This window comes from Sphingomonas sp. Ell38C01 (assembly GCF_055231975.1).
The window spans coordinates 1,792,493-1,810,377 of record NZ_JBUYVA010000001.1; the positions used below are offsets into that span (position 1 = coordinate 1,792,493).

The 17,885-nt window shown below is 68.3% G+C and carries 16 protein-coding genes; 9 read left to right on the top strand and 7 right to left on the bottom strand.

Annotated elements, in window-relative coordinates; all coding sequences use genetic code 11:
- Window positions 1-22: 22 nt before the first annotated feature.
- A complete protein-coding gene (rpoB, locus tag ACV7NO_RS08380; protein WP_463405547.1) occupies window positions 23-4,171 on the bottom strand; it encodes a DNA-directed RNA polymerase subunit beta in 4,149 nt (1,382 codons plus the stop codon).
- A 244-nt stretch (window positions 4,172-4,415) separates the two neighbouring features.
- Window positions 4,416-5,306, bottom strand: a complete 891-nt coding sequence (locus ACV7NO_RS08385) for a class I SAM-dependent methyltransferase (protein ID WP_463405548.1) — start codon at window positions 5,304-5,306, stop codon at window positions 4,416-4,418.
- Window positions 5,307-5,432: 126 nt separating this feature from the next.
- Here ACV7NO_RS08385 and ACV7NO_RS08390 point away from each other — a divergent pair, with 126 nt between their 5' ends.
- The 3 genes from ACV7NO_RS08390 to ACV7NO_RS08400 are packed head-to-tail and all read left to right on the top strand — an operon-like array spanning window position 5,433 to window position 9,095.
- A complete protein-coding gene (locus ACV7NO_RS08390) occupies window positions 5,433-5,963 on the top strand; it encodes an acyloxyacyl hydrolase (protein ID WP_463405549.1) in 531 nt (176 codons plus the stop codon).
- A gap of 5 nt (window positions 5,964-5,968) precedes the next feature.
- A complete protein-coding gene (locus tag ACV7NO_RS08395; protein WP_463405550.1) occupies window positions 5,969-7,936 on the top strand; it encodes a CocE/NonD family hydrolase in 1,968 nt (655 codons plus the stop codon).
- Between the two features lie 13 nt (window positions 7,937-7,949).
- The gene (locus ACV7NO_RS08400; RefSeq protein WP_463405551.1) at window positions 7,950-9,095 is read left to right on the top strand and encodes a hypothetical protein; all 1,146 of its coding nucleotides are present in this window, start codon (window positions 7,950-7,952) and stop codon (window positions 9,093-9,095) included.
- Between the two features lie 25 nt (window positions 9,096-9,120).
- Here the strand turns inward: ACV7NO_RS08400 and ACV7NO_RS08405 are convergent, their stop codons facing one another.
- Window positions 9,121-9,954 carry an alpha/beta hydrolase gene (locus tag ACV7NO_RS08405; protein WP_463405552.1) on the bottom strand — a complete coding sequence of 278 codons (834 nt, stop codon included), beginning with the start codon at window positions 9,952-9,954 and terminating at the stop codon, window positions 9,121-9,123.
- 142 nt (window positions 9,955-10,096) lie between these two features.
- On the opposite strand from ACV7NO_RS08405, the gene ACV7NO_RS08410 reads away from it, so the two are divergent.
- The 3 genes from ACV7NO_RS08410 to ACV7NO_RS08420 are packed head-to-tail and all read left to right on the top strand — an operon-like array spanning window position 10,097 to window position 11,564.
- Window positions 10,097-10,582 carry a DUF2975 domain-containing protein gene (locus tag ACV7NO_RS08410; protein WP_463405553.1) on the top strand — a complete coding sequence of 162 codons (486 nt, stop codon included), beginning with the start codon at window positions 10,097-10,099 and terminating at the stop codon, window positions 10,580-10,582.
- The gene (locus tag ACV7NO_RS08415) at window positions 10,582-10,806 is read left to right on the top strand and encodes a helix-turn-helix domain-containing protein (RefSeq protein WP_463405554.1); all 225 of its coding nucleotides are present in this window, start codon (window positions 10,582-10,584) and stop codon (window positions 10,804-10,806) included. The genes ACV7NO_RS08410 and ACV7NO_RS08415 overlap by 1 nt, the downstream gene beginning before the upstream one ends.
- Window positions 10,803-11,564, top strand: coding sequence for a hypothetical protein (locus ACV7NO_RS08420; protein WP_463405555.1), 762 nt, complete (start codon window positions 10,803-10,805; stop codon window positions 11,562-11,564). The genes ACV7NO_RS08415 and ACV7NO_RS08420 overlap by 4 nt, the downstream gene beginning before the upstream one ends.
- A gap of 1 nt (window position 11,565) precedes the next feature.
- Here ACV7NO_RS08420 and ACV7NO_RS08425 read toward each other — a convergent pair whose 3' ends face one another.
- From ACV7NO_RS08425 to rplJ, 3 genes are all read right to left on the bottom strand, one after another.
- Complete coding sequence (locus tag ACV7NO_RS08425; RefSeq protein WP_463405556.1) at window positions 11,566-11,700, bottom strand: hypothetical protein; 135 nt, start codon at window positions 11,698-11,700, stop codon at window positions 11,566-11,568.
- 328 nt (window positions 11,701-12,028) lie between these two features.
- Entirely contained in the window at window positions 12,029-12,403 is a 375-nt protein-coding gene (gene rplL / locus ACV7NO_RS08430) for a 50S ribosomal protein L7/L12 (protein WP_463405557.1), read from the bottom strand.
- A 69-nt stretch (window positions 12,404-12,472) separates the two neighbouring features.
- Window positions 12,473-12,988: a 50S ribosomal protein L10 gene (gene rplJ / locus ACV7NO_RS08435; RefSeq protein ID WP_463405558.1), complete on the bottom strand. Its 516-nt coding sequence runs from the start codon at window positions 12,986-12,988 to the stop codon at window positions 12,473-12,475.
- A 414-nt stretch (window positions 12,989-13,402) separates the two neighbouring features.
- Here rplJ and ACV7NO_RS08440 point away from each other — a divergent pair, with 414 nt between their 5' ends.
- The gene (locus ACV7NO_RS08440) at window positions 13,403-15,874 is read left to right on the top strand and encodes a PhoX family protein (protein ID WP_463405559.1); all 2,472 of its coding nucleotides are present in this window, start codon (window positions 13,403-13,405) and stop codon (window positions 15,872-15,874) included.
- A 97-nt stretch (window positions 15,875-15,971) separates the two neighbouring features.
- On the opposite strand, the gene ACV7NO_RS08445 is transcribed toward ACV7NO_RS08440, so the two are convergent.
- Window positions 15,972-16,733 (bottom strand): M15 family metallopeptidase, encoded by a 762-nt coding sequence (locus ACV7NO_RS08445; protein WP_463405560.1) that lies wholly within the window; start codon window positions 16,731-16,733, stop codon window positions 15,972-15,974.
- Window positions 16,734-16,781: 48 nt separating this feature from the next.
- Between ACV7NO_RS08445 and ACV7NO_RS08450 the strand changes: the two genes are divergently transcribed.
- Entirely contained in the window at window positions 16,782-17,447 is a 666-nt protein-coding gene (locus ACV7NO_RS08450; RefSeq protein ID WP_463405561.1) for an RluA family pseudouridine synthase, read from the top strand.
- A gap of 7 nt (window positions 17,448-17,454) precedes the next feature.
- On the top strand, window positions 17,455-17,880 hold the full coding sequence (gene arfB / locus ACV7NO_RS08455) for an alternative ribosome rescue aminoacyl-tRNA hydrolase ArfB (protein ID WP_463405562.1): 426 nt from the start codon (window positions 17,455-17,457) through the stop codon (window positions 17,878-17,880).
- Window positions 17,881-17,885: the final 5 nt, after the last annotated feature.

Genomic DNA, 17,885 nt, shown 5'->3' on the forward strand with positions numbered 1-17,885 from the left:
CGGGAGAGGGCTTCAAGGCTGGTTACTCCGCGGCGATCGCGATGCCGTCGTCGTCGAGCTCGTGGCTCTTGAGTTCGACGTTGAGGCCCAGCGAGCGCATTTCCTTGACGAGCACGTTGAAGCTCTCCGGGATGCCGGCCTCGAAGGTGTCGTCGCCCTTGACGATCGCCTCGTAGACCTTGGTGCGGCCGACCACGTCGTCCGACTTCACCGTCAGCATCTCCTGCAGGGTATAGGCCGCGCCGTAGGCCTGGAGCGCCCAGACCTCCATCTCGCCGAAGCGCTGTCCGCCGAACTGCGCCTTGCCGCCCAGCGGCTGCTGGGTGACGAGCGAGTACGGCCCGATCGAACGCGCGTGGATCTTGTCGTCCACGAGATGGTGCAGCTTGAGCATGTAGATGATGCCCACCGTCACCTTGCGGTCGAACTTGTCGCCGGTGCGTCCGTCGAACAGCTCCGACTGGCCCGACGGATCGAGACCCGCCAGCTCCAGCATCGCCGAGACGTCCGCCTCGACCGCGCCGTCGAACACCGGGGTGCCCATCGGGACGCCGGGCTTCAGGTTCTCGGCCAGCTCGACGATCTCGTCCGCGCTGCGCGCCTCGATGTCGGCGAGATAATGCTCGCCATACACCGTCTTGAGCCGCTCCTTGACCGCATCGGGCATATCGCCCGACTTGATGTCCGGATTGGCCTCGCGCCAGTCCTCAAGACCCTTGGCGATCTGCTGCCCGAGACCACGCGCGGCCCAGCCCAGATGCGTCTCGAAGATCTGCCCGACGTTCATGCGCGACGGCACGCCGAGCGGGTTGAGCACGAGATCGACCGGCGTCCCGTCGGCGAGGAACGGCATGTCCTCCGCCGGCAGGATGCGGCTGATGACGCCCTTGTTGCCGTGACGGCCGGCCATCTTGTCGCCCGGCTGCAGCTTGCGCTTCACCGCGACGAAGACCTTGACCATCTTGAGCACGCCCGGCGGCAACTCATCGCCGCGCTCCAGCTTCTCGCGACGGTCGTGGAACTTGTCGGTGATGAGCTTGGCGGCATCGTCATACTGCTGCTTGACGGCTTCCAGATCGCCCTGGACTTTGTCGTCCTGCACCGCGAACTTCCACCACTCGTGGCGGTCGACGCTGTCCAGCAGGTCCATGTCGATCGTCGCGCCCTTCTTCAGGCCCTTCGGAACCGCCGTGGCGACCTGGTCGAGCAGCATCTCGCGCAGACGCGACCATGTCGCGCGGTTGAGGATCGTGCGCTCGTCGTCCGAGTCCTTCTTCAGGCGCTCGATCTCCTCGCGCTCGATCGCCATCGCGCGCTCGTCCTTGTCGATGCCGTGGCGATTGAAGACGCGCACGTCGACGATCGTGCCCGACACACCCGGCGGCAGGCGCAGCGACGTGTCGCGCACGTCCGAGGCCTTCTCACCGAAGATGGCACGAAGAAGCTTTTCCTCCGGCGTCATCGGGCTTTCGCCCTTCGGCGTGATCTTGCCGACCAGGATGTCGCCCGGCTCCACCTCGGCGCCGATATAGACGATGCCCGCCTCGTCGAGGTTGCGCAGCGCTTCCTCGCCGACGTTCGGGATATCGCGGGTGATGTCCTCCGGCCCCAGCTTCGTGTCGCGGGCGGCGACCTCGAACTCGTCGATATGGATCGACGTGAACACGTCGTCCTTCACGATCCGCTCCGAGATCAGGATCGAATCCTCGTAGTTATACCCGTTCCACGGCATGAACGCGACAAGCGCGTTGCGCCCCAGCGCCAGCTCGCCGAACTCGGTCGACGGGCCGTCGGCGATGACGTCGCCCACCTCGACCACGTCGCCCACCTTCACCAGCGGACGCTGGTTGATGCAGGTCGACTGGTTCGAGCGCTGGAACTTCATCAGCGTGTAGATGTCGACGCCCGACTTGCCGGCGTCGACCTCACCCGTGGCGCGCACGACGATGCGGGCGGCGTCGACCTGGTCGACGATGCCGGCGCGGCGGGCCGAAATCGCGGCGCCCGAATCGCGTGCCACCGTCTCTTCCATGCCGGTGCCGACGAACGGCGCCTCGGCACGGACGAGCGGCACCGCCTGGCGCTGCATGTTCGAGCCCATCAGCGCGCGGTTGGCGTCATCGTTCTCCAGGAACGGAATGAGCGACGCGGCGACCGAAACGAGCTGCTTCGGCGACACGTCCATCAGCGTGATGTTGTCGGGCAGCGCCATCAGGAACTCGCCGGCCTGGCGCGACGACACCAGCTCCTCGGTGAAGCGGTTCTCGCCATCGAGTGCGGCGGAGGCCTGCGCGATCGTGTGCTTGGCCTCCTCCATCGCCGACAGGTAGACGACGTCGTTGGTCACCTTGCCGTCGATGATCTTGCGGTACGGCGTCTCGATGAAGCCATACTTGTTGACGCGCGAGAAGCTGGCCAGCGAGTTGATGAGGCCGATGTTCGGGCCTTCCGGCGTCTCGATCGGGCAGATGCGGCCGTAATGCGTCGGATGGACGTCACGGACCTCGAAGCCCGCGCGCTCACGCGTCAGGCCGCCCGGCCCGAGCGCCGAGACGCGACGCTTGTGCGTCACTTCGGAGAGCGGATTGGTCTGATCCATGAACTGCGACAGCTGCGACGAGCCGAAGAATTCACGCACCGCGGCGACCGCTGGCTTGGCGTTGATGAGGTCGTTCGGCATCACCGTCGACACGTCGACCGACGACATGCGCTCCTTCACGGCACGCTCCATGCGGAGCAGGCCGACGCGATACTGGTTCTCCAGCAGCTCGCCGACCGAGCGCACGCGGCGATTGCCGAGATTGTCGATGTCGTCGATCTCGCCCTTGCCGTCCTTCAGGTTCACGAGCGTCTTGACGACCTCGAGAATGTCCTCGGTGCGCAGCGTCGTCACGGTGTCCTCGACGTCGAGGTCGAGGCGCATGTTGAGCTTGACGCGGCCGACCGCGGACAGGTCGTACCGGTCGGGATCGAAGAACAGGCCCGAGAACAGCGACTCCGCCGTCTCCAGCGTCGGCGGCTCGCCGGGGCGCATGACGCGGTAGATGTCGGACAGCGCCTGCTCGCGCTCTTCGGCCTTGTCGGCCTTGAGCGTGTTGCGGATCCACGGACCCTTGGTGACATAGTCGATGTCGAGCAGATCGAGTTTCTCGATGCCCGCCTTGTCGAGCTTCTCGAGATTGTCGGGGCCGATCTCGTCGCCCGCCTCGACATAGATCTCGCCCGTCGACTCGTTGATGAGGTCATACGCAGAGTAGCGCCCGAAGATCTCATCGGTCGGGATCAGCAGCGTTTCTAGCCCGTCCTTGCCCGCCTTGTTGGCGGAGCGCGGTGTGATCTTGGTCCCGGTGGGAAAGATCACTTCGCCCGACTTCGCATCGACGATGTCGAACGTCGGCTTCACGCCGCGCCAGTTCTCGGGCGCGTACGGGATCTGCCAGCCGCCCTGGCCGCGCACATAGGTGACGCGGTTGTAGAACTGCGCGAGGATTTCCTCGCCCGTCAGGCCGAGCGCATAGAGCAGCGCCGTCACCGGCAGCTTGCGCTTGCGATCGATGCGGACGTTGACGATGTCCTTGGCGTCGAACTCGAAATCGAGCCACGACCCGCGATACGGGATCACGCGCGCCGCGAAGAGATACTTGCCCGATGCATGGGTCTTGCCGCGGTCATGGTCGAACAGGACGCCCGGCGACCGGTGCATCTGCGACACGATCACGCGCTCGGTGCCGTTGATGAAGAAGGTGCCGTTCTCGGTCATGAGCGGCATGTCGCCCATGTACACGTCCTGCTCCTTGATATCGAGGACCGAGCGGGTCTCCGTCTCCGGATCCACCTCGAACACGATCAGGCGCAGCGTGACGCGCATCGGCGCGGCATAGGTGATGCCGCGCTGGCGGCATTCCTCGACGTCGAACTTGGGCGGCTCGAGCTCATAGTTGACGAAGTCCAGCTCGGCGGTGCCCGCAAAGTCGCGGATCGGGAACACGCTGCGCAGCGTCTTCTCGAGGCCCGAGACATAGCCGGTCGAGGGATCGGAGCGGAGGAACTGCTCGTAGCTCTCGCGCTGCACCTCGATCAGGTTCGGCATCTGCACCACTTCGTGGATGTTGCCGAACACCTTGCGGATGCGGCGCTTGCGCGTGCCGCCTTCGATCGCCCTGGTCGCCATGGAGTTTTTCGCCCTCACTCGGCTGAAGGATCAGCCGTAAATATTTCCGAGCGCACGGAAAAGACGCCGAAAGGCCGCGCGTCATACCCCGGCCGGGGCGACGGCAGCCTGTCAGCGTCCATGAAACCACCAGCTCCCATCCGTACGACACGGTGCGCGACGCCGTGCCATGTCCCGAAGCTGTGGTAGAGGTGGGGATATAGGCCGCGTGTTGGAGCGTGTCAACGCGCGGGGCGGGCGACGGTCAGACCGGCAGGAGCCGCGGGTTGCGCCAGCCCTGGACGCCGTCGACATGCACCAGCAGCGTGCCGCGATCGTCGCGCATCATCGCGGGGCGCTCGATCTCCAATACCCAGCCGGCATTGCCGAGCGTTTCGAACAGCCGTCCCTCGAGATCGCGGCCATGCGTGCCGATCACCGTATAGGCGACTTTCGTACTCATCAGATCGACCGTCTCCGCGACCAGATCGGCCTCGCCGCCCTGGATATCGACATGGAGCAGGTCGAGCCGGTCGACGCTCGCGATGGCGTCCTCGAGCGCGACCAGCGGCAGCGCCTCGTACTTCCCGCTCAGCAACGCGCGGATCCGTGCATCGCCGTCGGCGTCGAGGATCGGGGACAGGCCCCAATGGCCGCCGCCCGCGTCCTGCGTCGGAAACAGCGCCTCGCCCTGCCGACCCGCGGCGATCCCGCGGTGGAGGACGACGTCGGTGTCGGCGAAACCGTTGTCCGCCATCGCCTGCCGCGCGAACGCGATGTGCTGCGGGTCGGCCTCGATCCCCATCAGTGTCACCTCCAGCCCGCGGCGCCGGGCCGCCACCCCCGTCAGCGACATCCAGCAGCCCCAGCCGCAGCCGAGTTCCAGCATCGCGAACCGGTCACCCGCCAACTCGACCGCGCGCAGCGCCGCGCCGAATTCGGCGAGGTCCGAATGCCAGTTCGCGGGCACCGTCTCCTGCTCGACCAGCCCGGTCCAGGGGCCCAGGGTGTCAGGAAAGAAGCGCGGATCGATCGCGACGCCGAAATAGCTGGTGTAGAAGCCGGGGCGGGGCACCTGCTCGCCCGCGGCGTATTTGCGCACGAGCGCGACCGGATCGAACAGGGCATTGTAATGCCAGAAGGGGTTCTGCGACATATCGCCCAGCCTATCGGGGCGCGACGGGGGGAGCAAGGGCGCCCCGCTTGCGGCGCTCGCGCCGCCCGCGACGTCGTGACGTCGGGGGCGTTGCCAAGCGCGCGGCGCGGGACTAGCCCCGTGTCCGTGCCGAAATTCGCCAGCCTTCTCCTCGCCATCGCCGCCGTCGTTCCGCAACCCGCCGCCGCCCGCGAGGTGTTCGTCGGGATGCTCGCGCACGCGGTCGAAACGCCGCTGACGTTCGAGACGGGCGAGCGCGGCGTCGATGTCCAGTTGGGGTATCGCGGCGGGCGCATCGATGCGCTGTCCGCGATCGGTGCGCCGGCCCCCTATGCCTTCGTATCGGTCAACAGCGCGGGCGATACCGACCTCGCCGCCGCCGGGCTGGCGTGGACGCTGGGGCGCGGCCGCATGTTCGTGCGGCCGGGGATCGGCATCGCGATCCAGGACGGCCCGCGCTACCGCGTCTTCGGCAGCTACCAGACCCAGCTGGGCAGCCGCGTGCTGTTCGAGCCCGAACTCGGCATCGGGTTGCGCGCCGCGCCGCGCGTCACGATCGAGGCGCAGTGGACGCATGTCAGCCACGCGCAGATCTTCGGCCCGCAGAACCCCGGTCTCGACATGATCGGCACCCGTCTTTCGTTTGCGTTGAGGTAATTTCCATGACCGTCCGTCCGCTGATCCTGCTCGCGATGCTCGCCGCGACCCCGCTGGCCGCGCAGCAAGCATCGGTCTGGCCGAAGGGCGGGGACATTCCCGCCAACTACATCCCGCCAAAGCCCCTCGCGGACTACGACAAGCGCGTGGTGATGGTGCCGATGCGCGACGGGACGAAGCTGTACACCGTCATCGTCGTGCCCAAGGGCGCGACGAACGCGCCGATCGTGCTGACCCGAACGCCGTACGATGCGAAGGGCCGCGCGAACCGGATGGACAGCCCGTCGATGCTGTCGACGCTGCCGCTCGCCGACGAGATCTTCGTCAAGGACGGCTATATCCGCGTCTATCAGGACGTGCGCGGCAAGTACGGATCGGAAGGGGAGTATGTCGTCACGCGCCCGGTCATGGGTCCGTTGAACCCGACCAAGGTCGACCACGTCACCGATGCCTACGACACGATCGACTGGCTGGTGAACAAGGCCAACCTGCCCGAGAGCAACGGCAAGGTCGGGATGATCGGATCGTCCTACGAGGGCTTCACCGTCGTCATGGCGCTGCTCAATCCGCATCCCGCGCTCAAGGTCGCGGCGCCCGAGAGCCCGATGATCGACGGATGGATGGGCGACGACTGGTTCCATTACGGCGCGTTCCGCCTCGCGAACATCGCGTGGCTGGGCAGCCAGACCGGGTACAAGGGCGAGGGCAAGGCCCCGCCCACCGGCGGCTATGACGACTACGACAATTTCCGCACCGGGTCCGCAGGAGACTGGGCGGCCAAGCGTGGCTATGCGCAGCTGCCCTTCTGGCAGCGGATGGCGGCGCATCCGTCCTACGACGCGTTCTGGCAGGGGCAGGCGCTCGACAAGATGGTCGCCGCCAACCCGTCGAACGTCCCGACGCTCTGGGAGCAGGGGCTGTGGGACCAGGAGGACATGTACGGCGCCATCACGACGTGGGAGGCGCTGGCCAAGAAGGGCAGGACGGGGAACAATTTCCTCGTGATGGGGCCGTGGCGGCACAGCCAGGTCAACCGGACCGGCACCAGCCTGGGCGCGTTCCAGTGGAACGGCGACACCGCCGCGCAGTTCCGCGAGCAGATGGTGCTGCCGCTGTTCAACCAGTATCTCAAAGGCGGCCCCGCGGCGAACCTGCCCGCCGCGGCGATCTACAACACCGGGGAGAACCATTGGGACCGCTTCGCGGCGTGGCCGCTCGCGTGCGAGAGCGGATGCGCGTCGCCGCTGACGCCGATCTACCTGCAGGCGGATCGCGGGCTGGGGTTCGCGAAGGCGGCGGCGGGGGAGGACAGTTATGTTTCCGATCCCGCGACGCCCGTCCCGCACCTCCCGCGTCCGGTGAATTTCGAAGACGGCCGTTGGGGCGACTGGCTCGTCAGCGACCAGCGCCATGCCGAGGGGCGGACCGACGTGCTGACGTACGAGACGCCGGTGCTGACGCAGGCCGTCCGCGTGTCCGGCGCGCCGATCGCGGACCTGTTCGCTAAGACGACGGGGACCGACGGGGACTTCGTGGTGAAGGTGATCGACGTCTACCCGGCTGAAGTGGCGACGGATGCGAAGATGGGCGGATACCAGCTGCCGATCGCGCTCGACATCTTCCGCGGGCGCTATCGCGACAGCTTCGCCAAGCCCAGTGCGATCCCGGCAGGCAAGATCCAGCGTTACAAGTTCCGCCTGCCGACGGTGAACCATGTGTTCCAGCCGGGGCACCGGATCATGGTGCAGGTCCAGTCGTCGCTCTATCCGCTCTACGATCGCAATCCGCAGAGCTACGTGTCGAACATCTTCTTCGCCAAGCCGGCGGACTATCGCAAGGCCACGATCTCGCTCCAGCGCGGTGGCGCGACGTCGAGCGCGGTGTGGCTGCCGGTCGTTCCGGTCGCGCAGCCGACGCTGGCGGCACCAGCGGCGGTGTCGGGAACTGTTGCAGCGGGGGCGGGGCGGCCCTAGCGGTCTGTTCACGATGATGACGATCCCCCCGCGCCTGACCGTTCCGCTGCTCGTCCTGCTGATGGCCGCGCCCGTCGCCGGCCAGACGTCTTCGCCCGCCCAGCCTCCCGCGCCGGTTCAGGGACTGGAGAATTTCAGCCTGCCCGCCACGCAGCCGAGCGCGGTGCCGACCCCGGCCGCGCCGGTCGGCCTGCCCGCGCCGGTCACGTCCGCGACGCCGCGCCCCCGCGCGACACCGGTGGCGACGCCGACGCCGCGCGCCACGCCGGCCGCGCGCCCTGTCGTCGAGGAGACGCCCGCGCCCGAGCCGGAGGCGACGCCGCCCGTGGTGACGGTGCCGTCGCCGCCGGTCCTGTCGGCCGGGCCGGTGGGCGGTGCGACCCCGAGCTCCGCGGCGGCCGCAGACCCTGGCACCGTCGCGCCCGAAGCCGGTACGCAGGATGGCGGGCCGTCATGGCTGGTCCCGGCGGGTGTCGTTGTGCTGCTGGCGGTGGGAGCGCTGCTGTGGCGGCGGCGGCGTGCGGCGGCGGAACGTGCGATGGAGCCCACTGCTGCACTCACGCCCGATGCTCCTGCCGAGCGCCAGCCGCTCGCGGCGTCGGCGCCCGTTGCGGCGCCGCCTGCCGACATTTCCCCAGCTGCAGTCGAGCCGGTCGTCCGGCCATGGATCGGCCTGTCGCTCACCCCGGTGCGCGCAGGGATCAACATGGCGACGGCGACCGCGGACGTGGAGGTGATGCTGACCAATGTCGGGGACGCGCCCGCTGCGTCGGTGCGCGTCGGGCTGTCGTTGCTCAGCGCGCGATCGGGGCAGGACGACGAGCTCGGCCGACTGTTCGCCGCGCCGGTCGGGCGTCCGGCGGTTGCGCCGTTCGCGCTCGCGCCGGGCGAAACGCGGACGATGCGCGTGCTCGTGACGCTGCCCCGCAACGCGATCAACGTGCTCGACGCGGGCGGGCGTCCGATGTTCGTGCCGGTGGTGGCGGCGAACATCGTCTATGATCGCGGCGATGGCGGGATGGGGCAGACCGCGGCGGCGTTCGCTATAGGGGTGGAGCGGCCGGGCGCCGCCAAGCTGGGGCCGTTCTGGCTCGATACCGTCAGCCGGATGCACGAGACGCTGGGGGTACGCCCGCACGCATTGTCGCTGCGGAGCTGAGACGGAAGTCAGCGTCTGGAGGGGGTTATCCGCCGCTCTTCGCGAACGGATAGACCTTCGCACCTTCGGGAAGTGGTGCGTCCTTTCCGTCCAACCGCGCCGTGACGACATCGACCAGCTCCGCGATCGTCGCGCCGTCCGGGCGATGGTCGGCACCGGGCAAGATCCACGCCGCGCAGCATTTGCTGGTTGCCGCGTTTGCGATCGCCTGCGCCTCGGCCAGCGGTACGGTGTCGTCGGCGGTGCCGTGGATCAGGTAGAGCGGCTCGTCGAGCGTCGTCGCGGCGTCCGCATTGTCCCAGCGATCGGTGATGAAGGCGCGTGCGATCCGCGGCGCCATGGCGCGCAACCGGCTGAAGGTGCCGATCGTCACCAGCGCATCGAGCCGCTGCCGCCGCGCAAGCGAGAAAGCGACACCGCCGCCGAGGCTGTGTCCCAGCACGATCACGCGGCGCGCGCCGGCCAGCGCCTTCGCACGGGCGTAGAAGGCGTCGGCGTCGGCGGAGAGGCCGGGCTCGTTCGGCTTGCCGGGATTGCCTGCATAGCCGCGATATTCCGCCGCGACGATGCCGTAGCCGCGCGCGACGAGTGGGGAGAGCCACGCCACCGTCCCGCTCGCGTCCGAGGCATTGCCGTGGAAGACCAGTACGACCGGCTTGTCCGCGCGCCCGGCGATCTCGATGCCGGTGAGCGTCAGCCGGTCCGCGGTTGCGACGCGGTCGAGCGCGGCGACGGGCAGGCCGGCGACCGTCAGCGGGGCTTTGGGTGCGGGGTAGATCCGCCCTTGGAACTGCGCGGGGGCGACGGTGGCGACCGCAGCGAGCGACAGGATCGCGAGAGAGACGGTGGAACGGGTCATGTCGTCCTCGTGCCCCGTCGGCCTCGCGATCGTCCAGCGGCTTCTTCGCACTTGTCGAAAAGCGATATGGATCATATCGTATATCGATAATGATTCGGGGGTGACGGTGGCGCGGGATCGAATGTTGGGCGGGGCCAGGGTGTTGTTGCGGGCGATCCTGGTGCTGAACTGGATCGGCGCTGTGGGGTTCGGCGGCCTGCTGCTGCTGTCGGTGCCATTTCACGGCCTGTTCGAGGCGCGGGTCGTCGCCAAATACGCGGACGCGGTCGATGCGGCGCAGGTCGTCATGGCGATGCGGGGGCTGTTCGTGCTGGCGCTGGCCGCGGTGGCGGTCGCGTGGGTGATCTGTACGCGGCTGCTGGCGATGATCGCGACGGTGGCGGCGGGGGACCCGTTCGTCGCGGACAATGCGCGGCGGCTGACCGCGATCGGCTGGGCCCTGGTCGGGTGGCAGCTTCTCGATCTGGTGATGGGCGCCATGACGTTGTGGCTGACGCGGCTCGGGGTCGATCACGCAGGGTGGACGCCCTCGATCGCGGGCTGGATCGTGGTGATGATGGTGTTCGTGCTGGGGCGCGTGTTCGCGCATGGCGCGGCGATGCGCGACGAGCTCGAGGCGACGGTCTGATGCCGGTCGAGGTGCGGCTCGACGCGCTGCTCCATGCGCGCCGGATGACGCTGACCGAGCTGAGCGAGCGCGTCGACATCACGCTGGCGAACCTTTCGATCCTTAAGACAGGCAAGGCGAAGGCGATGCGCTTCTCGACGCTGGAGGCGATCTGCCTCGCGCTCGAATGCCAGCCGGGGGACCTGCTGGCGGTGACCATCGACGAGAAGGGGGATAGTGAATGACGTTCTGGCAGGCTCTCAAGGCGACCTATCGTGGGGGCACCGCGTTCGTGATCGCGTGCCCGCTGCTAGCGCTGTTCCCGGTCGCGTTCGAACTGCTCCAGCATTGGGGCGAGGTGCATATCGGGATGTACGACAGCGTCGCGGCGGCAAGGGCGATGGAGCATCACCCGCTACGCATGGTGCTGGGGATGGTGAAGGTCGCGGCGCTGACGATCCCGATCTATTGGGTGGCGCGGTTCCTGTGGTCGCGCGACGCGCGGTTCGCGGCGCGCTTCGATGCCCGGGCGGTCCGGCTGTTTGCGGCGGTGCTGGCATTCCATCTGGCGATGAACGCGGTGCAGCTGTTTGCGCTTTCGGGATCGGGCATCGCGACGCTCGTCGGTTTCGTCGTCGGGCAGGTGATCGGAACCCTGCTGCTTACCTGGGGTGTCGCGGCGCCGCTCGGCAATGCGGCGATCGGGCCGTGGCGATCGATTGCGATCATGGCGCGGCAGCTGCCGTGGACGATCGTCTTCACCCTCATCGCCGTGCTGCCGCTGATGGTGCCGCATTATGCGCTGGGCGCCGCGGCGCTGGTCGGGCCGAAGACGCTATTGTGGCCGGTGCTGGCGGTCGACTCGTTGCTGGTCGGCTGGCTGGCGCCGGTGATGATTGCCTCCGGCTATGTCGCGGCGGTGCGCGCGGCGGATCTCGCCGGGGTCAATCTTGCTTCCGGTGAAGGCATGCAGAGCGCAGACCTCGCGCCGGTTCGCGCATAACCTATCGCAGCAGATATTCCCCGATGGCGATCAGCAGACCCGCCACCAGCCGGGCGAGCAGGACGATCGCCGCCATGCCTGCTGCTGCCGCGAGCGCGACGCTTCCGGTGTATCCTATCGATCTGATCGTGGTCATGACCCGTCCTCTCCATTGAAGAAGGCCGGGCCTCGTATCTCCGGAAGGTCCCGGCCGATGGGTTCGACATAAGGCGTCCGTCGACATTCTGCAATGGTTTCAGTATGTTGCAGTGCAGCGTGTACTGGAGGCGAAGAAAAAGGGCGGCCCCATCGCTGGGGTCGCCCTTTTTCCTTGGAGCAAGCCGACAAGGGCGAAGCCCATGTCGTCGGACGCGGGCGAGCCCGCGCCGGCCGGCCCTTCGACTGCCTGCCAAGGCAGGCGCTCAGGACAGGCCCTTGCGGGCGGAGTCGGGCAAGCTGGCTTGCCCGACTCCGCCCGCTGCGGCTTACTTGATCTCGACGGTCGCGCCGGCGGCTTCCAGCTGAGCCTTCAGCTTGGTCGCCTCTTCCTTGTTCACGCCTTCCTTGACCGCCTTCGGGGCGCCCTCGACGAGTGCCTTGGCTTCGGTCAGGCCGAGCGCGGTGATCGCGCGGACTTCCTTGATGACGTTGATCTTCTTGCCACCGTCGCCGGTGAGGATGACGTCGAACTCGGTCTGCTCTTCGGCTGCGGGCGCTGCTGCGCCGCCGCCTGCTGCGGGAGCCGCAACCGCTGCTGCGGCCGAAACGCCCCACTTCTCTTCGAGCATCTTCGACAGCTCGGCTGCCTCGAGGACGGTCAGTTCGCTCAGGCTCTCAACGAGCGCGTTCAGGTCTGCCATGTGTAGTCTCCAGTATCGGGGCTGCGACGCCCCAAGGGTTCAGTCAAAAACGAAAAGCTCAGGCCAGGATCAGGCCGCTTCCTTCTCCGCATAGGCGGACAGGACGCGCGCGAGCTGGGCGGCCGGTGCCTGCGCGATCGTGGCGATCTTCGTGGCGGGTGCCACGACGAGGCCGATGATCTTGGCGCGCAGTTCATCCAGCGACGGCAGCGTCGCGAGCGCCTGAACCCCTGCGAGGTCCAGCGCGGTCGTGCCCATCGCACCACCCACGATTTCGAACTTGTCGTTCGTCTTCGCGAATTCGACCGCGATCTTCGCGGCCGCGACCGGATCGGTCGAGGTGGCGAGACCGACGGGGCCGGTCAGCATGTCGCTGATCGAACCGTAATCGGTCCCTTCGAGGGCGATCCTGGCAAGCTTGTTCTTCGAGACCTTGTAGGTCGCGCCGGCGTCGCGCATCTTGTTCCGCAGCACAGTGGACTGTGCGACGGTCATGCCGAGGTTGCGGGTGACGACCACCACACCGACCTTGGCAAAGTTGCTGTTCAGCTCGGCGACGGCCGCGGTCTTCTGATCACGATCCATGCCATTCTCCACTTTCAGAACCCGGGAGCGCGAACGCCCCGGGCCCGGTTACGAACCGGGCGACATAACCGCCACCCGGCGGTGTCCTTCGATGGGGAGGGCAGACGTCGTGGAGTACACGACAGACCGACGCGGCCATGGGCCGGGCGGCAAATCCTTTTCCCCGTCTCGGCAGGAAATTAAGCCATGGCGAACCCACGGCACCCGCTGTCTTGGACGGAGCCCCGAACGGAAACCGATCGGGACGCAGGCGCGCCCTTACAGGATCGTGCGGGGGAGTCAATGCGGGGCGGCCGTGTCGTCGAACCGTAACCCGATCGTCGCCGAACCGTCGCGCGGTCGTAACGCGGGTGCCATGCTCCGCCGGCAAAGCCGCCGCAACGCCCGAACGCGGGCGATCCGGGGGATACTCACATGACCGACGCGACCATGCTCGCCGCCTATGACGATGGCGACATCGATACCAATCGCACCGCGAACCCGCATCTGAACGATCTGGTCGCAGAGCGCTATTCGCGGCGGCAGGCGCTGTTCGGCGGGATCGGCGCGGCGACGGTCGCGGTGTTCGGCGGGATGATGCTGACGGGGTGCGACGAGGACGAGAGCGCGCGTATCGCCAATGTCGACGCGGGGAGCGCGATCACGACCACCGCGGGGCGGACGGTGACGCTGACCGGCACCGTCACCAGCGGCAACGCGGCGAGCGTGGCGTGGATGCAGACCGGCGGCCCGAGCGTCACGCTGGCGGCCAGCGGCGCGACCGCCACCTTCACCGCGCCCGGCGTCGCCGCCGCGACGGTGCTCGCGTTCCGCTTCACCAGCACGAGCAGCGACCGGCTGACGACGAGTGCGGACACGACCGTGACGGTGAACCCCGCGGTGCTGGGCTTCACCGCGATCGCCAAGGGCCAGGCGGATACGGTCGCGGTGCCGGGCGACTACAGCGTCACCGTGCTGTACCGGCTTGGCGACCCGATCGCCGCGGGCGTCGGCGCTTATGCCAACAACGGCACCGACGGCAATTTCGCGCAGCGCGCGGGCGACCATCATGACGGGATGAGCTGGTTCGGGCTCGCCGCATCGGGCGCGACGCGCGACGCGACGTCGAACACGCGCGGCGTGCTGGTGCTGAACCACGAGAATATCACGCAGGCCTATCTGCACCCGAACGGCCCGACGACGACCGGCGGGGTGCGTCCCGAGGCGGAGGCGATCAAGGAGATCGAGTGCCACGGCGTCTCGGTGGTGGAGACCGCGCGGACGGGCGGGACGTGGGCCTATGTGCCCGCCTCGTCGCTCAACCGCCGCATCACGCCCAACACGCCGATGACGTTCAGCGGCCCGGTGCGCGGCGATGCGCTGCTCCGCACGCGGCATTCGCCGGCGGGGACCGATGGGCGCGGGACGATCAACAACTGCGCCAACGGGACGATGCCGTGGGGCACATACCTGACCAACGAGGAGAACTGGGTCGGCTATTTCCGCCGGACCGCGGGCGATGCCGCGGTGCGCACCGCGGCGGGCCAGGGCAAGGAGAATACCAGCCTCACCCGCTATGGCATGCCCGAGGGACGCACCGGGAACTATGGCTGGTCGACCGTCACCCCGGCCGACACGTCGAGCACGCTCTATGCGCGCTGGAACGCGACCGCACAGGCGACCACGGCGACGGACGGCACCGGCGACTTCCGCCACGAGCCGTTCCAGTTCGGCTGGGTGGTCGAGATCGATCCCTATGACCCGACCGCGACGCCGCGCAAGCGCACCGCGCTCGGCCGGATGAACCATGAGGGCTGCGAGATCGGCCGCACGATCGCGGGCATCCGCCCCGCCTTCTACATGGGCGACGATGCGCAGAACGAATATATCTATAAATTCGTCTCCGCCACGCCGTGGTCCGCGGCGGATGCGAGTGCGACCAACCGGCTGGCGATCGGCGACAAGTACATGGATGCGGGCACGCTGTACGTCGCGCGGTTCAACGCGGACGGGACCGGGCAGTGGTTGCCGCTGGTGTTCGGGCAGGGCGGGCTGACGAGCGCGAACGCGATCTATCCCTTCGCCAGCCAGGCCGACGTTCTAGTGAACACTCGCCTCGCCGCGGACGTGCTGGGCGCGACACGGATGGATCGGCCGGAATGGACCGCGGTCAATCCCGCGACCGGCGAGATGTATTGCACGCTGACCAACAACAGCTCGCGCACCCCGCTCAACACCGACTGGGCGAACCCGCGCGCCTATACCGACGCGAAGATGACCGGCGGGCAGACCAACGGCAACGCCAACGGCCATATCGTCCGCCTGCGCGAGAGCGGCGACACGTCGGAGGCGCTGACGTTCGCGTGGGACATCTATGCCTTCGGCGCCGGCGCGGACCTGAATCCGAGCAACATCAACATCTCCGGGCTCGACGCGACGAACGACTTCTCGTCGCCCGATGGCCTCTGGTTCGGGCTGCCGTCGAACGCGACGGGGCAGGGCGCGCCGGTGATGTGGATCCAGACCGACGACGGCGCCTATACCGACGTCACCAACTGCATGATGCTCGCCGCGATCCCGGGCAGCGTCGGCGACGGTACGACGCGCACGATCACCAACGCGATCGGCACCGTGACGGGCACGCAGGGCACGCGCTTCGGCAAGGCGCCGGGCGCGACGCTGCGCCGCTTCCTGGTGGGGCCGAAGGAGTGCGAGATCACGGGGATCCACTCGACGCCGGACGGCAGGTCGCTGTTCGTCAACATCCAGCATCCCGGCGAGAATGGCGGCCCGACGAACATTACCAGCAACTGGCCCGCGAACCAGGCGACCGCGACGGGCACGGGGCGGCCGCGCTCGGCGACGATCGTCATCACGAAGAACGACGGCGGGATCGTGGGGCTTTAAGACGGACGTTTGATCGTCACCCCGGCGCAAGCCGGGGTCTTTCCGTGGCTGGGTGCTCCCGGCCGCAAGAGATCCCGGCCTTCGCCGGGATGACGGTTCAACGCGAGAGCCGCCACTTCTTCTTCGCCTTCGGATCCTGCCATGGCGGGAGGGGGAGCCAGATCGGCGGCGCGGGCATCGTGCGAATCACCGTCACGCCATCGACCGCGGGTTGCGCGGGGAAGCGCGCGCGCGCGGCCGCGAAGATGAAGCGGGCCTTCGCCGCGCCGGGCGCGGCGGCAGTGGTGCCGACCCAGCGCCAGTGCCACGGCTCCCACTTCACCGTCTGGCGGTTGCCCGCGGGGAACGACATCTCGAAGCCGTATTTCGGCGCGTTGGCCCGGAGCCAGCGGAACCCGGGGGTCGCCGCCATGCACGCCTCCGCGTCCGGGCAGTCGGTGCGCGGGCGGATCGCGACGTCGAACGCGAGCCCGGTGCTGTGTTCGCTATGCCCCGGCGGCGCGACCGAGATCGCGCGGTCCGCCGCATCCGCGCCGCCGCGCCCGCGACAGAAGACGCTGGCCTGCCGCGCCAGCGAGCGGTGGCACGACAGCGCGAGGATCCGCCCCGCCACCGCCGGATCGCGTGCGGCGGCGTCGAGCATCCGCTCCAGATCGGGGATCGCCTCGCGCCGCATCATGCAGGTGCCCGCGGCGGCGAGATCGTGGCGCAGCGGCGCGAGCTCGCCCTCCGCGACGTCGCCATAGGGCAGGTGGCCCAGCGTCCGTCCGTCCGCGCCGACCGTGGTGGGCGCGCCATCGCAGACCTGCGCCTGCGCGGGGGCGGCGACCAGCGCGAGGGGGACGAGGAGGCGGATCATCGCAGGCGGCACTGGCATGCGCGGGCGAGGCGTGGCAAGCGCGCATCCATGATCGGTGAACGCGTGCTCTTCCTCGACGGCGAGGCCCTGGTGATCGACAAGCCCGCCGGGCTGCCGGTCGATCGTCCGCGCGACGGATCGATCAGCCTCGAGAACCACATGCAGAACCTGACCTTCGGGTTCAAGCGGTGGCCCCACCCGGTCCATCGACTCGACCGCGATACGAGCGGGTGCCTGCTGATGTCGCGCAATCCCAAGGCGCATGCGCGGTTGCAGCAGGCGTTCGAGGCAGGGTTGGTCGAGAAACACTATGTCGCGATCCTCGAAGGCTTGCCCGAGGGGACGGGCGGGCTGATCGACCTGCCGCTGGGCAAGGTCTCGACTCGCGAGGACGGCTGGCGGATGACGCGCGATCACAAGGGCAAGGCGGCGCGGACGCATTGGGAGCTGCTGCGCGTCGAGGGCACGCGCGCGCTGGTCGCGTTCCGGCCCGAGACGGGGCGGACGCACCAGATCCGCGTCCATGCGCTGGAAGGGCTGGGCATCCCCGTGGTCGGCGACCCGACCTATGGGAAGGCGGATCCGGCGGGGATGATGCTCCACGCGCGCCGGCTGGTCGTGCCGCGCGGGGAGAAGGAGCCCGTCGTCGCGGACGCGCCGTGGCCTGAGCGCTTTGTGGCAATCGGGTTCGAAGGACCCGCGGCCGAGGGCTGAGCGCGCGATGGTCGCGATCCCCGTCACGCGATCGATCGCGATCGACAGCGACGAACTGTCGGAGACGTTCGCACGCTCGTCGGGGCCGGGCGGGCAGCACGTCAACACCACGGACAGCGCGGTGCTGCTGCGGTTTGACGTAGCCAATTCGCCGGGGCTTCCCGATGCGGTGAAGACGCGGCTCGCGGTGCTGGCGGGATCGCGGCTGACGCGCGACGGGGTGCTGGTGCTGCGCAGCGAGGGGTCGCGATCGCAGCTCCTGAACCGGCAGGAGGTGCGCGACCGGTTGATCGACCTGATCCGCGAGGCAACGATCGTCCCCAAGAAACGGCGACCGACGAAGCCCACCAAGGGCTCGCAGGTGCGCCGGGTGGACGCCAAGAAGGGGCGCAGCGCGGTGAAGGCGGGGCGCGGACGCGTCCGCGACGAATAGGGACT

Excerpts from the sequence above, each read along its gene's own strand:
- rpoB (WP_463405547.1), bottom strand. The coding sequence starts at position 4,171 with ATGGCGACCAGGGCGATCGAAGGCGGCACGCGCAAGCGCCGCATCCGC.
- ACV7NO_RS08385 (WP_463405548.1), bottom strand. The coding sequence starts at position 5,306 with ATGTCGCAGAACCCCTTCTGGCATTACAATGCCCTGTTCGATCCGGTC.
- ACV7NO_RS08395 (WP_463405550.1), top strand. The coding sequence starts at position 5,969 with ATGACCGTCCGTCCGCTGATCCTGCTCGCGATGCTCGCCGCGACCCCG.
- ACV7NO_RS08400 (WP_463405551.1), top strand. The coding sequence starts at position 7,950 with ATGATGACGATCCCCCCGCGCCTGACCGTTCCGCTGCTCGTCCTGCTG.
- ACV7NO_RS08405 (WP_463405552.1), bottom strand. The coding sequence starts at position 9,954 with ATGACCCGTTCCACCGTCTCTCTCGCGATCCTGTCGCTCGCTGCGGTC.
- ACV7NO_RS08415 (WP_463405554.1), top strand. The coding sequence starts at position 10,582 with ATGCCGGTCGAGGTGCGGCTCGACGCGCTGCTCCATGCGCGCCGGATG.
- ACV7NO_RS08420 (WP_463405555.1), top strand. The coding sequence starts at position 10,803 with ATGACGTTCTGGCAGGCTCTCAAGGCGACCTATCGTGGGGGCACCGCG.
- ACV7NO_RS08425 (WP_463405556.1), bottom strand. The coding sequence starts at position 11,700 with ATGACCACGATCAGATCGATAGGATACACCGGAAGCGTCGCGCTCGCG.
- rplL (WP_463405557.1), bottom strand. The coding sequence starts at position 12,403 with ATGGCAGACCTGAACGCGCTCGTTGAGAGCCTGAGCGAACTGACCGTC.
- rplJ (WP_463405558.1), bottom strand. The coding sequence starts at position 12,988 with ATGGATCGTGATCAGAAGACCGCGGCCGTCGCCGAGCTGAACAGCAAC.
- ACV7NO_RS08440 (WP_463405559.1), top strand. The coding sequence starts at position 13,403 with ATGACCGACGCGACCATGCTCGCCGCCTATGACGATGGCGACATCGAT.
- ACV7NO_RS08445 (WP_463405560.1), bottom strand. The coding sequence starts at position 16,733 with ATGATCCGCCTCCTCGTCCCCCTCGCGCTGGTCGCCGCCCCCGCGCAG.
- ACV7NO_RS08450 (WP_463405561.1), top strand. The coding sequence starts at position 16,782 with ATGATCGGTGAACGCGTGCTCTTCCTCGACGGCGAGGCCCTGGTGATC.
- arfB (WP_463405562.1), top strand. The coding sequence starts at position 17,455 with ATGGTCGCGATCCCCGTCACGCGATCGATCGCGATCGACAGCGACGAA.